The organism is Paenibacillus sp. FSL W8-0194, assembly GCF_037969745.1.
In the GTDB taxonomy this organism is placed as follows: Bacteria; Bacillota; Bacilli; order Paenibacillales; family Paenibacillaceae; genus Paenibacillus_AQ; species Paenibacillus_AQ cookii.
This window is the reverse complement of sequence record NZ_CP150205.1, coordinates 1,203,567-1,217,502: the sequence shown is the minus strand read 5'-3', so window position 1 is coordinate 1,217,502 and position 13,936 is coordinate 1,203,567. Positions and strand designations below refer to the sequence as shown.

Below are 13,936 nucleotides of genomic sequence, written 5' to 3'. Positions count from 1 at the left end.
CGAATAAAAGCGCCGGGAATCTGTCGATTCCCGGCGCTTTTTTCATGTTCAGGATTCATGGCGCCAAGCGTTTTCGTTTCATTTGACGAGGATTCGGGTCCCCGGCGGCGTTTCGTTCGGCCGTTTGCCTTTGACGTGCCACAGCGACGGCGTATCCTTTACCTGCCGCAACTCGATCTGAAAAGGCCGCCGCTCGGGCAGCCGGGGAAATCGCAGCCGCAGCCTGTTCCCGTCGACATGGCTCTCCGCGGGCTGGATCTCGCCCCATTGCCCTTCGTGTTCATCCAGCACGATGACGCCGGTGGATTCGGGATCGAGCCGTTTGTTGAAGGATACGGTCACGTCCGCGGCGCCATGGACGACCGCCGTCAGAGGCTCTGGAGGCTCCTCGTAAATGTACCCGCCCAAATGATATTCATAGGCCGTCCAGGTATGATATCCCAGATCGTAGACCGTGTTTTGGAACGCGTTCAGCCACTCCCGGCTTTTGACCATATTGGCCCTGGAGCCGACATCCGCCTGGATGCCGAGCGGAAGCTCGGGATACGCGGCGCGGATCGGCGCGGCAAAACTTTCGTACGACCGGACGTATTCCGCTTTAAGCCCGCGTTTCATCCAATCCGGCCAATGCGTCTGCAGCATGTGCAGGTCCGGTTTGACCTTGCCGATCATGGAAATGGCGTCGAGCCCCTGCCACTCCTTCAGCCTTAACGTGGAGACGGCTCCGCCGTCCACGGCAAGCGACCAGGTGGCAACCAGCGCATCGGGACGGGAATCCCGCGCCCCGCCGCGGCCGTTAATGATTTCATCGATGAGTGCATTGACGGCGTCCACGCGGAAATCGATCCATTTGGCGTAAATGTCCGGCGTTTTTTTATAATAATTGGCCGCGAACCTGTTCGCGAACTCGGGAACGTCAAAACCGTATTTTTCTTTGAAAGCCTGCTGAGCCGCAGGCCCGATGTCCCCGTAGACCCCGCGGCGGAGGCCGTCCCATTCGGGGAAATACGGCTCCGCGACTTCGATGCCGTCAAACGGATAGTCGCGGAGCATCCGCGCCACGGCTTCTTTTTTCCACTGCACGTACGCTTTCGAAAACGGGGAAAACCGTACGAACCCGTCGCTTAACTCCTTCATCAGCCCCATTTTCCAGGACGGCCATTCCGGAGGCAAATCTGCGGTCGAAAACGTCCCGTTGCCGATCACAAGCGCCCAGACGGCGATGCCCCGCCGGTGCAGGCAATCGATCAATTCGCCGTCGACCGCCGTTTCCTTCACGACGAAATAATGGACCGTCCGGTAACCGGCAAGCTCGATTTCCTCGGCGACGCTGTCTCTGGAACGGTTCTGATAATACGGAAACGTCGGGTCGATTTGAATGCTGGGGCCTTCCAAAGCCCAAAGTTTCACGTTCTCGGAATCCTTTTTCACGTTGTTCTCCTTCCCTCCCGGCTTCGCTTGCTGCGCCTTCCCGTAGTAGCATTGCCGGAAATGGAAAATTTCACCCTTCGTCTTTTTTCTCCGGGAGCCTCTTCACCCCGCACCCGCCCAAAAAGGAGCTCATACAATAGAACAAACACGAAACGGAGGGGATCTCCTTGTCGATACTCAAACGGAGGAAAAACATCACGCTCCAGCAGCGGCTTGCCCAATTGACGGGCCATCTGGCGGAAATCAACGGCGAAGGTTTGGGGCTTGAGCCCGGAAGATTGCAGCGCGTCTTCAAAAGAAATTTCATCCAGGTTTCGGGCGAATTGTTCGTCCCGCTAAGCCTGCAGTCGATCCGGGTTTTCGACGTTAAACCCGCTGCCCGGACCGTCCGGGTCGGCCTTAGGACGACCTTCAAAACGGGGAAAGCCTTCTCCAGCATCCGCCTGGTGCAAATCGGGACCGATTTTGTCGAAGTACAGGCCAAAGGGAAGTTTCCTTCCCGGATTCTTTTCCCGCTGAATAAAATCGAAGGCATTTTTCCGGTCGGTTACCATGCGGCCCCTTCCAAGACGGCTAGCGTCAGCAAATGAAGGGGATAAAAGGAACGCCACACCCATTTGCGCACCCGGAATTCCTCAAGCCTCTTCCATGCGGCCGGCCCATAGACGAGAACCAGCGTCGGCACGATGCTCAGCATCTGCAGCATGCCGCCGAGCCCGTAAACGAGCATATAAACCAAATTCAGCAGCAAATGGATAAAAAGAAGGCGTTCGGATGCAAAATAGCGGAAGGACAAGACAAGAAGCAGCCCGTAACAACCGTAATCAAACGGAAAAAGCTGCATGACCGCCCCGGCGCCAAGCACGATGCCAACCTTCGCCCAAACCCGGGACGTACGGTCAAGCGCCTGCATCACGGCCGCAGCCATGAACAGGGTAGCGACGACGTTCATCCCTCCCGGATTCAAGGCCAGCTGGTAAGGCACTTGCGACAATAAGGCCAGCGCGAACAGCCTGACCAAATATCGGGATGGCGAATTCGTATAGCGATGCCCTTGAACGAGGGCGTAGGCATAAATCGGAAATGCCGCCCGGCCGACCATCCGCAGCCAAAGCCGGTCTTCGAAAAATACGATGCCGATATGATCCATGAGCATGGTCAGCATGGCAATCAGCTGCAAGACGACTCCTCTCCCTTGCCGGACAAAGTTTTAATCTAAGCTTATTTTACTCGGCTGCGGCTCCTTCTCCAAGTTCCCCTCTGATATAATATAGGCATGAACGTTTTATTTTCTTCTACTTATCTCCGAGGAGGGCAATATTTTGAATTTTGACAAACCGATATCGCGACACATGACCGGCTGCGAAAAGTGGGACGGCATGAAACATATTTTCGGTACGGCGGACGCGCTGCCGATGTGGGTGGCGGACATGGATTTCGAATCCCCGCCATCCGTCATCTCCGCGCTTAAGGAGCGCGTCGAGCATGGGGTATTCGGTTATACCATGCAAACGGACGAATATAAAGGGGCCGTGGCCGGATGGATGAAAGAGCGCCATGGCTGGGAAATCGACACCGATTGGATCGTCTTTTGCCCGGGCGTCGTGCCTGCGTTAAGCTTTGCGGTCCAGGCCTTTACCGCTCCGGGAGACAAAGTGGTGATTCAGCCGCCCGTTTACCCTCCGTTTCACAGCGTCGTGGAAGAGCATGGACGCGAGCTGGTCGTCAACCCGCTCCGATCCGAAAACGGCCATTATTCCATGGATTTGAAGGGCCTGGAAGAGATTTTGCAAGGCGGGCAAATCAAAATGCTCATTTTGTGCAGCCCCCACAATCCGGTCGGACGGGTATGGACGCGCGAAGAGCTGGAAGCGTTGGTGACGCTTTGCGTGCGCCATGACGTGCTGATCGTCTCCGACGAGATCCATGCGGACCTGGTATTCGAAGCGAAAGCCCATACGCCGCTCGCCCTGATCTCCGAAGACGCCAAAAAGAGATCCATCATCTGTACGTCGCCAAGCAAAACCTTTAACATTGCCGGATTGAACACGTCCAACATCATCATTCCGGATCCGGACATCCGCAGCGCCTTACAAAGCGCGCTCCGGCTTTACCATGTGGGATCGATCAGCGCCCTCGGCAGCACGGCAGCGCAAGCGGCCTACACCGGGGGACGCGGATGGCTGGACGAGGTTTTGGTTTACCTGCAGCAAAACATGGATTATGTGATAAACTACATCGAAACGCATATGCCGGAAATTAAGGTACGGAAACCGGAAGCGACCTATCTGCTATGGCTCGATTTCCGGGCTCTCGGCATGGATCAGGACGAGCTATCCGCTTTCCTGCTGGCCAAAGCGAAGCTGGCTCTGAACAACGGCGGAGCTTTTGGCCAAGGCGGGGAAGGATTCATGCGCATGAACGTCGCTTGCCCGAAAGCGACCGTCGCCGAAGCGATGGAACGGCTGAACGCGGCGATGAAGGAATGGCGGCAATTGCAATAGAAGAGTCCTGCCTGATCAAAGGGGCGTTGGAGAATTCGGTCATGACCGAATTCTCTTTTTTTATTTGCGCTATGAAAATTCGCACTGTTTTTGTCGAAATATAGGAGGTGAACTCTTCAAGGGACCACAACATACATATATTTTTGGGGGAATCTTTTTGAAAAAACAACTCAACGCGGTTTTGCGCCTCCTTAAGATCAAAAGACTGCGCACCAGACTCATGATCATTGTCAGTCTCATGGTCATCATTCCCAACATTTTCGTGGCGTTATTTTCCGTGAACAGCGCGAAAACGGAGCTGCAGGACAAAATGGAGGAAACGACGAAATCCAGCGTCACGCTGCTGGACAACCTTGTGGACAGCATGATTCAAATGCAGGTATCCAACGTAAAAATGCTCGCAGGCCAAATCACGTCCGAGGACATCAGCGTGAACTCGATCAAGGTCCGGAAACTGATCAACGACTACAAATCCCAACACCCAGAGGTTGAATTGGTCTCGGTCGGCAATGACCGGGGAGCCTGGATGAAAGCGCCGGATCCCGGCAAGCAGAACGACTACGATCCGCGCACCCGCGAGTGGTACAAGCTCGCCAAACAATATCCGAATCAGGCGATGGTCGCCGATCCGTCCATCTCGTACACGACCGGCAATTACGTGCTTTCCATTTCCAAAATGCTGCCTGATGGAGAAGGGGCGATCACGGTCGACTTCAGCATGAAGGAGATGGATAAGGTCGTCAATAACCTTCACCTTGGCAACAAGGGATACCTGTACATCATGGACCGCAACGACCGCATGATGGCCCATCCGACCAAAAAAATCGGCGATGTAGCGACCGGCCCGCAGCTGGCGATCATGCACAGCCGGAAGGAAGGCTTCGTCCACTATACCAACCCTGACACCCATGTGCCGCAGCAGGGGTATTTCACAACCAACGGAACGACCTCCTTCAAAATCGTGGGCATCCTTCCCGACAGCGAATACGCCGACGCGACGCGCCCGATCCTGTACACTTCCGTTGGCGTGCTCGTTATTTCCGTTGCCGCTATTCTTGTCATCCTGTTCTTCATCATCCGCGGCGTGACCAAACCGATCGAGCAGCTCAACCGCTCGGCCATCCGGGTCAGCAACGGACATCTGAACGAGCGGGTCATCACCAAACGCACGGATGAAATCGGAACGCTCGCCGAAAATTATAACGGCATGGTCGCTTCCCTCCGCAGCATGGTCATGGACATGGGCAACACCTCCAGCCAGCTGGCGGCGTCCAGCGAAGAGCTGACCGCCAGCACCGAAATGAATGCGCAGTCGGTCGAATCGGTTTCCCGCCTCATCTCCGAATCGTCCGAGGGCGCCGCAACCCAGGCTCTGGCCACCGAAGAAAGCGCCCGTACGCTGGAAGAAATGACGCGCGGAATCCAGAAAATCGCCGAGTCGGCAGGAGCGATCGTGGATTCGTCCGGCCGCACGGAAGAAGACGTCGAGGCCGGCAGCCAAAAAATCCGCCAGGTCAGCGCCCAGATGGATACGATCCGCCAATCCACGGTGGAATCCGCGGCGTTGATGGATCAGCTGCATAACCACAGCGCGAGCATCGCCGCGATGAGCACCGCCATTGCCGAAATCTCCAAGCAAACGAACCTGCTGTCGCTGAATGCGGCCATCGAAGCGGCCCGCGCCGGCGAACATGGCCGGGGGTTTGCAGTCGTCGCCGATGAGGTTCGCAAGCTGGCCGATCAGTCCAGCATCACGGCCGACGAAATCCAGCAAACGATCGTCAAGATGACCGATCTGATCTCGAGCGCCTTCGACGTCATGAAAAACAAGGTGCAAGCCGACGTCAGCCATGGGCTCGACGTCACCGCGGAAGCGCTCGAAGCGTTCGTGAACATCGAGCGCTCCGCCAAACGGATCTCGGACCAGGTGCAGGACATCTCGGCCATCACGGAACAGATGTCGGCCAGCAGCCAGCAAATTTCGGCTGCGGTCCACGAGGTTGCCGGCATCTCCCGCCAAACCGTCTCCTCGCTGGAGCAGGTCTCCGCGGCGAGCCAGGAACAGCTCGCGTCCATGGAGGAAATCAGCTCCTCCGCGGCGGGCCTCGCCCGAATGGCGACGGACATGCAGGCCATGATCGACCGCTTCAAGCTGGACGAATAAGAAAAAAGGCCGCCTTTCAAGCTGCGTCAGCTTGAAAAGGCGGCCTTTTCATCTATTGGGGCCACGAGAGGGGCGCTTATTTGTTCAGCCGTTCATGCAGGAAATCCACGATGTGGACCGCCTCCATCCGCCCGCTGAGCCCGTGTTCCTCGATGCCGTGCTTCATTTGCAGCAGGCAGCCCGGATTGCTGGTCAGAAGGTAGGAAGCCCGGGTAGCTTCGGCATGCTCCATCTTATGGTCCAAAATTTGCCCGGCCATCGCCGGCTGGGTAATGTTGTAGATGCCTGCCGAGCCGCAGCAGCGGTCGGCGCCCGTCATCTCCACGTACTGCGCTCCCTCCACCTGTCGCATCAATTTGCGCGGAGCGTCCGATGAGCGCATGACGTTGCGGAGGTGGCACGAATCCTGATACGTGATCCGGACCGGTTCCGTACCGCCGGCCGCATCGTCCCGGCCGAAGTCCAGTTTTCTTCCGAAGCGTACCAGCAAATCGCTGATATCGACGACCCGTTCCGCAAACCAAACGGCATCGTCCCGCCACTGCGGATCCTCATGCAGCAGATGGTCGTATTCAGTCAGAATTGCGCCGCATCCGCCCGCATTGGACACGATATAATCCACGCCGGCCGCCTTGAACGTTTGAATATTGCGTCTGGCCAGCTCGCGTGCGCCCTCCGCTTCCCCGCTATGGGCATGCAGCGCGCCGCAGCAGTTCTGCTCGCGCGGGATGACCACCTCAAAACCGGCGGCCGTCAACAAATCGACCGTGTGGATGTTCGTGTCGGTAAACAGCACGTCCATGATGCAGCCCCTGAACAAGGCTACCGTCGCGATTTTTTCGCCTTTCGCCGGATGGCGGTCGCCGATTTGCTCCACGACACCGCGCCCGGCGGCATCCGGCAAAATTTTCTCCATATCGCGCAGATGTTTCGGAAACAGCTTCATCGCTCCCGTCGCATGGGCTGCGGCACGGAGCCCGGATTTCTGGTAAAACCGCAAGCCGCGCCCGACCCATTTCATCCGGTTCTGATGCGGGAATACCGTCTTGAAGGCGGCGTGGCGGGCGGCTCTCACAAGCGGCTTATGCCGTTTATGATCTTCGATCGCGTCCCGTGCCTGCTCGATCAGCTGGCCGTATTTGACGCCCGCCGGGCACGCCGGCTCGCAGGCGCGGCAGCCGAGGCAATGGTTCATCTGGTCTTCGAAAGCCTGATCCGGCGCCATCAGGCCGTCCGTCACCGCTTTCATGAGGGCGATCCGTCCCCGCGGGGATTCGGCCTCCAGCCCGGTTTCCGCAAACGTCGGGCAGGCCGGAAGGCAGAAGCCGCAGCGCATGCAGTTGGTCAGCTGATCTTCGTCAAGGCGTAACCGGAGCTTTTCGGTCAGCGGATTCATCGGTTGCGTTTGCCCGTTAGCCACGTTGGATCACCACCCGTTTCCGCGTTTCCTTCGCGAATACTTTGCCCGGATTCAGCAGGTTATCCGGATCGAAGGAGTTTTTGATCGCTTTCATGACGTCCATCCCCGCCGGGCCTACCTTCCATTCCAGATACGGGGACTTGACCATCCCGACGCCATGCTCGCCCGTGATGGTTCCGCCCAGCCGGATCGCCGCTTCGAAAATTTCCTCAAACGCTTCCTCGACCCGGACGATCTCTTCCTTGTTCCGGGCATCGGTCGTTGCCGTCGGATGGAGATTGCCGTCCCCCGCATGCCCGAACGTGCTGATCTGCACCTGGTGCTTTTTCGCGATCCGGTTGATTTCGACCACCATGTCGGCGATTTTCGAGCGCGGCACGGTCGCGTCCTCCAGTATGGTCGTCGGGCGCAGCCGGGCGAGCGCCGTAAACGCGCTGCGGCGCGCGGTCAGCAGCTTCTCGGCCTCTTCCGGGCTAGCCGCGATGCTGATCTGGTCGGCATGTTCGCTTCGGCAAACCTCGGTAATGATGGCGATATCCCGTTCCACGGCTTCTTGATCGCCGTCCTGCTCGATGATCAGGATCGCCTCCATGTCGAGCGGCAGCCCCAGCTTCGCGAAATCATCCACGACGCGGATGGTGGCGTTATCCAGAATTTCAAGCGTGGCCGGGATGATGCGGTTTTCGATGATTTTCGATACGGTGCGGGCAGCGCCGTACAGGTCCTTGTACATCGCCAGCATCGTTTTCTTGTATCTTGGAGGCGGAATCAGTTTCAGCGTGGCCTCCGTAATGATGGCCAGCGTCCCTTCCGAGCCGACCAGCAGCTTGGTCAGGTCGTACCCCGCCACGTCCTTCATCAGCTTGCCTCCCGTGCGGATCACGTCGCCGCTTGCAAGCACCGCTTCCAGGCCGATCACGTAATCTTTGGTCGTCCCGTATTTCAGGCCGCGCAGCCCTCCGGAGCATTCGGCAATGTTTCCCCCGATCGTGGAAATGGCCATGCTGCTCGGGTCCGGCGGGTAAAACAAGCCGAGGCTTTCAACATGCGTGCTGAACTGTTTCGTGTTCAATCCGGGCTGTACCGTGGCCGTCAAATTTTCCAGGTCGATTTCCAAAATGCGGTTCATCCGGTGCATGACCATGACGATGCCGCCCTGCACGGGCACCGTGCCCCCGCATAAATTGGTGCCGGAACCTCTGCCCACGACCGGGATTTTGTAGCGGCTCAGCACCTTCATGATCCGCGACACCTCCTCGGTGCTGGACGGGTAAACAACGCCGTCCGGCAAGGATTGCAGCATCGGCGTGCCGTCATAGGAATGGGTGACGAGCGTCTGCGGATCGTCCTTGACGTATGCGCTGCCGAGGATCGAGATCAGTTCGCGTTTGACTTCTTCTTGCAGCAAGGAAAGTCCCTCCCTTGGATTCGTTCGGTATCGATGGAATATTTAAATTAATCAGGTCATCTGATGACTTTTCTTGGGAACAAGTATACACTAGAATAGATGAATCGAAAATAGACGCGTCGAAATTTTTTTTTCATACTTGTCCGCTGCTGATGATAAAAATGCTTCAGATGTTATAAACTCGCGAAACATGCTGCATGACGGGCCAGTTGAAATACCAATAACGGAATGAAACCATAGAGACGGATCATGATCAGGAATTTCGGAAAGGACGTTGAGGAAGATGACCAACCAGCAGAGACCGCTTAAGCAGTACGAATGGGTCATGAACGATTTGAAGGAACGGATGCTCGACGGGCGCCTTGCGCCCGGGGACCGGCTTGCTTCGGTCGTCGACCTGGCGGCCCAATACAACGTGGGCAGATCGACGATCCGGGAGGCGCTGAGCGCGCTGAAAGCGATGGGATTGCTTAACATTAAACAGGGCGGGGGAACGTTCGTCAAAGCTGTTCCTCCGGAAGCCGCGCCGGTCCACCCGATGCAGCGTTACGACGATTTATGGGAAGGACGGGCCGCATCGCTGCGCCACCTTCTGGAGGTGCGCCGCGTTCTTGAGACCGGATGCGCCGCGCTTGCCGCGCTGCATCGAACGGAAGAGGACCTGGCCGTCCTCGAAAAGCTGCTCGAAGAGATGGAAAATTCCGATGACGAGCATTTCATCGAACAGGCCGACGTGAAATTTCACCAGCAGATCGCGGCCGCAACCCGCAACCCGCTGCTGCTTGAATTGATGGAATCGCTGTCGAGCCGTCTGCATGAAAACATGAAGGATATGCGCGCGCTGTGGTTTTACGCCGAACGTTCCTCGGCCGAGCGATTGCTGCAGGAACATATCCGCATCTGCGAAGCCATCTCCAAGCAGGATGCCAGGGAGGCGTCCGCCCGCATGGATTTGCACATTTCGAAAGTCGAGCAGGTGCTAAGCGAGAACAAAGCCGGCGACCATCATCTGCGGATGACGTAACCGGCTTCTTTTTTTTTCGCTGCTAGTTTTCAAGCCTGATGACCACGCCGCTGCCAACCGCGCATCGGTCCAGCCCTTCCAGCGTCTGCTCCACCCGCTCGATCATTTTCGTCAGATGGTCGCCGTCGTTCTGGGCCAAAAAAGCTGAATCTTCCGACTCCGCGATATACTGCAGCGTGTTCAAAAACAGCTCCGTTTCCAAATCGATCTCGGCGACATGCCGAAGCGTACCGATCAATTCGTCATAATACAGATCCTCCGGCGGAAACCTGCCTTCCGATTGCAAATAAATTTGCTTCAGCTTCGCTTTGACGCTCATGTGGGCCACGACCAGCGCCGCTTTGCGGAAGCCCGCTTCCAGCAGGGGGCGCGCAAAGTTCATATAACTTCGAGACAAATCGTTCCAGCTGCGGGCTTTGGCATACAGCTCGTACACATCCTTTTCAAAAAGGCCGTTACGGATGCTTCTTTGCGATTGTTCCGAAAAAGGCAGCATGTAAATAACCTCCCGTTCAGGATTTTGCAAATGTTGCGATGCCTGACGCCTTCCATGCTTTCGACAGCCGAATGGAAAACGGTTCCGTTGAAAGACACTGCATGTAATTCGACAAAATCCCCGTTACACCATTTAAACTTCTACCTTGGGACACTCGAGCTTTATGCCCTGGCGCTGCAATGAATGGTACTAAGGACCTCCATGTTCATGCGTCTGGATACCCAGTGCGATCCCTTATTGCGTGTATGCTATATTTATCGGCCTTTCTTACTAAAAAATGAATATTATTCCAACAAAAAATGCGCGACTTTTGCGAAAAGAGCTTGATTTTGGAGCCCCGCCGCTTTGACGTGGTGCTATAATGAATAAGCCCGCCATTTACATCATGAAGAAAAAGGAAGCTGAATGTATGATTGCTACCATATTGCTTGAAGTCGTGCTGCCGGTGTTTGTGCTGATCGCGTTCGGCTCGCTGATGCAGCGGCTTTTCCAACTGGATTTATACACTTTATCCAAAATCAATTTTTATTTCATCACGCCGGCCGCGGTTTTTATGAGCATGTACCATTCCGATATGTCCGGCGAGCTGCTGGGGACCGTCGTTATGTTTTACGCCTTGTATGTCTTCATTTTATGGCTGCTGGGGACCGTGGCGGGGCGCCTGTTCAAATTCGAAAGCAGCATGAAAGCGGCCTTTAACAACAGCATCATGCTCGACAATTCCGGGAATTACGGGATGCCGATCAACGCGCTCGTCTTTAAGGGGGATATGCTCGCTTCGTCGATGCAGGCGCTGATCATGTCCCTGCAAAGCCTGCTGACCTTCACGTACGGCGTCATCGCGATCCAGGGAGCGAAGATGAAAGGCAACTACCGGAGCATGCTGATCGGCTTCTTGAAGATGCCCGTGCCGTATGCTTTGGTTTTGGGGCTGCTGCTGCATGTGCTCCAGGCGCCGCTGCCTTTGTTCGTATCCCAGCCTTTAACCTACGCGCAGCAATCGATGGTTGCCATTGCGCTGCTGACCCTGGGGGCGCAGATCGTCAAATACCCGCTCAAGCTTTACCGCTTGGACGTATACGTCAGCATGTTCCTGAAGCTGATCATCGGACCGGCCATCGGATGCGCGCTCGTCTTCGCGCTGGGACTCAAAGGAATACCCGCGCAGGCGCTGCTGATCGCATCCGGCATGCCGACGGGCGTCAATACGTCGATTTTGGCCGAAGAATATCGGAACGAACCCGATTTCGCCGCCCAAACCGTGCTGCTCTCCACCCTGTTTAATGTCGTGACCATTACGGGATTGATCTCCCTCGCAAAGATGTTCTGAGCCTATTCCAAGCGAATTCCGAGCATATTTCGTGCTAAATCCGCCGTCATTCTGTGGTAAGATGGATATACGGCAATAGAGCTTAATATTGGGAATTCAGGAGTGGTTAACCATTGGAGTTGGAAAAAAGGATTGAACAGCTAGAAGCCAAAATGAAACAAATGGAGCTTGAGCTGACGGAACTGCGCCATGCCAGGCGCGGGGCGGACCAGCCCGTTCAGGGGCCGGCGCCGGGGGTAACGCCTCCGCACGCGGGCGCTCCGGGGCATGCCGGGCATCCACCGCAGGCCTATCCGCCTTACGGTCAGCCGCGGGTGCCAAATCAGGCCGTTCCCCCTCAGGGAATGCCGGGGCATCAGGCCCCTCCGGGCCAGGGCATGTATGGCCCTCCGGCTCCGGGACAAGGGGGGCCGGGTTACCGGCCCGGACCGCAGGGCATGCCGGGATATCCTCCTGCAGGCGTACCGGGCCAAGGTTATCAGGGCCAGGTTCCGCCGCAACAGCCCCGGATGCAGGGGGCCGGCCAGCCTTATCCGCCGGGAATGAATCCGTACGCTTATCCCGGGCAGCAGCCGCAGGTTCCACGCGAACCCAAGCCGCCGAAGGACTGGGAGCATCTCATCGCCAGGGTATGGCTTCCGCGGGTCTTTATCGTGGTCCTGCTGCTCGGCGTGTTATGGGGATTTACCGCAGTGGTCAAAGCCGGATATTTGACCGAACCCGTGCGCTGCCTGCTGGGCGTCGTCGCAGCCGCCGTCATGTATTGGCTGGGCGAACGGCAGCTCCGCAGCAAACGGGAAGCGCTCGGACAGGTGCTTTTGGGAGGTTCGATCGGCATCCTCATCTTGTCCGTGTTTGCGGCCCATCAGCTGTATGACCTGATCCCTTCGGGCATCGCGTTTGCGCTTTACGTCATTTCGATTGCGCTATGCGTGTTTACGGCGCTCAGACGCCGCTCGCAAACGCTGATCATCATCGCGACGGTGGCGGGGTATCTCGTTCCTTTCCTCGTGCATTCCGCCGAGCCGAATGCTTGGGTGCTGGCGGGATACGAGACCGCGTTTTCGCTGGCGATGATCGCCGTCGCCTTGAAATTCGATTTCCGCGCCGCCTATTTCGTCGCGGCCGGGGTGCTTCATCTGCCGCTTCTGATCGCTTACGCGGCAGGCGACTTCGATGAAAGCCGCCACGTTTTCATCGGAGCGGTATTCATTCAGCATGCGGCATTGCTCGCTTACGCCTTCTTCGGGCCCGGACGCCGCAAACTTGATGAAACGTTGTCGTTATTCCCCGGATTCGGCGTCATGGCATTATGGATTTATGCCTTGTACCCGCTGTGGGAAGGTTCCGTTCATTGGCGGCCGTTGATGCTGCTGGTGTGGGCGCTGGTTTACACGCTGGCCGCATGGGGCAAATACATGAAGGAACAGCGTTCCCCCGTGTTCGTCTCCATCGCGACCGTCGCCTGGTTCCTGTGGGCATTCGATATTTCGAACCAGCATTATGCGCCGGCTTCCGCGATCGTCATCGGAACCGCGGGCATCGTCCTAGGCATGGTGCTGAAAAGTTATATGCAGCAAATCACGGCAGCCATCGTATTGCTGTACGGCGCGGCGGGCACGCTGTTTTTGGCCATCCATCGCATCTTTTCCGCCGAAACCCTTTCCTGGCTCGTACTGCTGGCCTCCCTTGCGGTTCTGTCGTACACGCTGCGGCGTATGCCGCAACGGATGTTGTCCAACCGCTGGCCGGATATTCTCATGTGGATCGATGCCGGGCTTGCGATCATTTTTATGACCGAGGCGACCAACGTGCTGACCGGCGGGCTGACGAAAGACCTGCGGCATTTGGTTTTGTCCGCGGTGTGGGCGGTGTACGCCATCGCCGTCATCGTATGCGGCGTCTTGCTTCAGCGCCGGATGGTCCGGCTTGCCGGCATCGGCTTGCTGTTCCTCACGCTGGTCAAAGTCATCGTCGCCGACCTGCCGGACGTATCCGTTGCGGTCAGAGCGATTTTGTTCATCGGACTTGGCGCGATCGGCATCATCGTCTCCAGGCTCATGTACAAACGCAAACAGGTTCCGCCGCAATCGCCACCTGATGATGCGACCGTGGAACGTTAATGCCGGTGCATCGGTACCTGCCTGAACTTATACGAT

The 13,936-nt window shown here is 56.9% G+C and carries 11 protein-coding genes; 6 read left to right on the top strand and 5 right to left on the bottom strand.

All coding sequences use genetic code 11. From position 1 onward, the window contains the following. Positions 1–78 precede the first annotated feature (78 nt). A complete protein-coding gene (locus MKY58_RS05165) occupies positions 79–1,431 on the bottom strand; it encodes an N-acyl-D-glucosamine 2-epimerase (RefSeq protein ID WP_339323732.1) in 1,353 nt (450 codons plus the stop codon). A gap of 167 nt (positions 1,432–1,598) precedes the next feature. Between MKY58_RS05165 and MKY58_RS05160 the strand changes: the two genes are divergently transcribed. Further along, entirely contained in the window at positions 1,599–2,021 is a 423-nt protein-coding gene (locus MKY58_RS05160; protein WP_339323731.1) for a hypothetical protein, read from the top strand. On the opposite strand, the gene MKY58_RS05155 is transcribed toward MKY58_RS05160, so the two are convergent. Next, positions 1,979–2,611, bottom strand: coding sequence for a TraX family protein (locus tag MKY58_RS05155; protein ID WP_339323730.1), 633 nt, complete (start codon positions 2,609–2,611; stop codon positions 1,979–1,981). The genes MKY58_RS05160 and MKY58_RS05155 overlap by 43 nt on opposite strands. A gap of 142 nt (positions 2,612–2,753) precedes the next feature. Here MKY58_RS05155 and MKY58_RS05150 point away from each other — a divergent pair, with 142 nt between their 5' ends. Together MKY58_RS05150 and MKY58_RS05145 are read left to right on the top strand one after the other, a co-directional pair. Then, entirely contained in the window at positions 2,754–3,935 is a 1,182-nt protein-coding gene (locus tag MKY58_RS05150) for a PatB family C-S lyase (protein WP_339323729.1), read from the top strand. Positions 3,936–4,092: 157 nt separating this feature from the next. Then, a complete protein-coding gene (locus tag MKY58_RS05145) occupies positions 4,093–6,099 on the top strand; it encodes a methyl-accepting chemotaxis protein (protein WP_339323728.1) in 2,007 nt (668 codons plus the stop codon). 76 nt (positions 6,100–6,175) lie between these two features. Here the strand turns inward: MKY58_RS05145 and MKY58_RS05140 are convergent, their stop codons facing one another. Both MKY58_RS05140 and MKY58_RS05135 read right to left on the bottom strand, forming a co-directional pair. Then, complete coding sequence (locus MKY58_RS05140) at positions 6,176–7,495, bottom strand: (Fe-S)-binding protein (RefSeq protein ID WP_339325059.1); 1,320 nt, start codon at positions 7,493–7,495, stop codon at positions 6,176–6,178. Positions 7,496–7,511: 16 nt separating this feature from the next. Further along, a complete protein-coding gene (locus tag MKY58_RS05135) occupies positions 7,512–8,927 on the bottom strand; it encodes an FAD-linked oxidase C-terminal domain-containing protein (protein WP_339323727.1) in 1,416 nt (471 codons plus the stop codon). Between the two features lie 283 nt (positions 8,928–9,210). Here MKY58_RS05135 and MKY58_RS05130 point away from each other — a divergent pair, with 283 nt between their 5' ends. Further along, on the top strand, positions 9,211–9,951 hold the full coding sequence (locus MKY58_RS05130; protein WP_339323726.1) for a FadR/GntR family transcriptional regulator: 741 nt from the start codon (positions 9,211–9,213) through the stop codon (positions 9,949–9,951). A 22-nt stretch (positions 9,952–9,973) separates the two neighbouring features. On the opposite strand, the gene MKY58_RS05125 is transcribed toward MKY58_RS05130, so the two are convergent. Next, entirely contained in the window at positions 9,974–10,447 is a 474-nt protein-coding gene (locus MKY58_RS05125; RefSeq protein ID WP_339323725.1) for a hypothetical protein, read from the bottom strand. Between the two features lie 409 nt (positions 10,448–10,856). On the opposite strand from MKY58_RS05125, the gene MKY58_RS05120 reads away from it, so the two are divergent. Then, positions 10,857–11,777: an AEC family transporter gene (locus MKY58_RS05120; RefSeq protein ID WP_339323724.1), complete on the top strand. Its 921-nt coding sequence runs from the start codon at positions 10,857–10,859 to the stop codon at positions 11,775–11,777. Positions 11,778–11,890: 113 nt separating this feature from the next. Further along, a complete protein-coding gene (locus MKY58_RS05115; protein ID WP_339323723.1) occupies positions 11,891–13,900 on the top strand; it encodes a DUF2339 domain-containing protein in 2,010 nt (669 codons plus the stop codon). Positions 13,901–13,936 lie beyond the last annotated feature (36 nt).